Raw genomic sequence first — 1,720 nt, forward strand, 5'->3', positions numbered from 1 at the left:
TGCAACGCCTGTGTCGCCGTCTGCCCGATGGGGATCGACATCCGCGAGGGTCAACAGATGGAGTGTATTACCTGCGCCCTATGTATCGACGCCTGTGACGATGTGATGGCCAAGATCGGGCGGCCACGGGGGCTGATCGACTATCTCGCGCTGGATGACGAACCGCCAACCGCCCCGCAAGAAAGCGCCGCAGTCGCGGGGTATGCCGACGCTCCCGCCGGTGACGTTGCCGGTGCCACGCCGCCCCGGTGGCAGCCCAAGCCGCTTTGGCAGCATATCTTTCGACCCCGCACGATTGTGTACACGACGGCATGGGCCGCCATCGGTGTGGCGCTGGTCGTAGCACTTTTCATCCGGCCTGAGATCGACATGACCATTGCGCCGGTGCGCAACCCGACCTTTGTCACCCTGTCGGACGGGTCCATCCGCAACGCCTATGACATCCGCCTGCGCAACAAACACAACGAAGCGCGGGATTTCAGAGTGTCGCTGGTGGCCGACAGCCCCTTGGAACTGGCGCTAGAGGGCGCAAGTAACGCCGTGGTCAACGTGCCCGCTGACACCAGCCGGTTGCAACGTGTCTATGTGATCGCCCCGCCGCAGACCCCCGCCGCCCGCGCGCAGCGCAGTGACCTGCGCCTTTGGGTCGAAGATGTCACCTCGGGCGAGCGGGCCTATGGCAATACAATTTTCAACGGAAAGGAAGGATCTGATGAGCGTGGTACAGACTGAACGCCCGCTGACCGGCTGGCATGTGCTGGCGATGTTTATCGGCGGTTTTTCTATTATCATCTCGGTGAACCTCGCGCTGGCGTTCAACGCGGTGCGGACTTTCCCCGGCAAAGAGACCGAGTCGAGCTATGTCGCCTCGCAGAACTTCGACACCGACCGCGCCGCACAGGAAGCTTTGGGCTGGACCGTGCGGACAGCGCTGACCGACACGACGCTTAGGCTTTCTGTGACAGATGGGGGCAATCGCGTGGTAAGGCCCGAGATCATCTTTGCCACATTGGGGCGCGCGACGACGGTGGCGGATGACATCACGCCGGAGTTCAGCTGGGACGGCAGCGCATGGGTCGCCCCCGTCACGTCGGGCCCCGGCAACTGGAACCTCCGGATAGAGATGCGGGCCGCTGACGGCACGCTCTTTCGGCGCCGCATCCCGTTGCGGGGCCTGCGATGACCGTCGCTGCCTGTCCGGGCTGTATCGCGCTGGCCCCATCGGTTGACACCGCGCGCAGGGGCGTGGCCGAGACCGAGGCGGCAGTCTACCTTGCGCTGCCGCAGATCCGCTGTGCCGCCTGTATTGCGGGGGTCGAAGGGGTTTTGGCCAAGCTGCCGTCTGTGAAAGCGGCCAGAGTAAACCTGAGCGTCAAGCGGGTGCGCCTTGTGCTCGCCCCCGGGTGTGACGCCAGCACCGCCCTTCAGGCCTTGAACGACGCAGGCTTTGACGCGCATGAGCTGGACGCGACCGCCCTGCGCCCCGCCAATGACGACGCGGGGCGGCGCCTGCTGGCCCGTGCTGCGGTGGCGGGTTTTGCGATGATGAATGTGATGGCAATCTCTGTCGCGGTCTGGTCGGGGGCCGGGGATGTGACACGGGTGATGTTTCACTGGGTCTCGGCCGGCATAGCACTGCCCGCCCTGGCGTTTTCTGCAGTGCCTTTCTTTGCTTCGGCATGGGGGGCCTTGCGGGCGGGGCGGGTGAACATGGATGTCA

At 64.8% G+C, this 1,720-nt stretch carries 3 protein-coding genes; all 3 read left to right on the top strand.

Annotated features, from left to right (window positions below):
• Positions 1–732, top strand: a 732-nt coding sequence (locus tag B3849_RS13030) for a FixG Ig-like domain-containing protein (protein ID WP_286780261.1), incomplete at its 5' end; no start/stop codon positions are given.
• Positions 713–1,183, top strand: coding sequence for a FixH family protein (locus B3849_RS13035; protein WP_278425692.1), 471 nt, complete (start codon positions 713–715; stop codon positions 1,181–1,183). The genes B3849_RS13030 and B3849_RS13035, both read left to right, overlap by 20 nt.
• Positions 1,180–1,720: cation transporter (locus B3849_RS13040; protein ID WP_286780262.1), on the top strand; the 541-nt coding region annotated here is incomplete at its 3' end. The genes B3849_RS13035 and B3849_RS13040, both read left to right, overlap by 4 nt.

It is taken from the genome of Sulfitobacter sp. UBA4523 (genome assembly GCF_002388305.1).
GTDB lineage: Bacteria > Pseudomonadota > Alphaproteobacteria > Rhodobacterales > Rhodobacteraceae > Sulfitobacter > Sulfitobacter pontiacus.

Coding starts and splice junctions, on each gene's coding strand:
- B3849_RS13035 (WP_278425692.1), top strand. CDS start 713: ATGAGCGTGGTACAGACTGAACGCCCGCTGACCGGCTGGCATGTGCTG.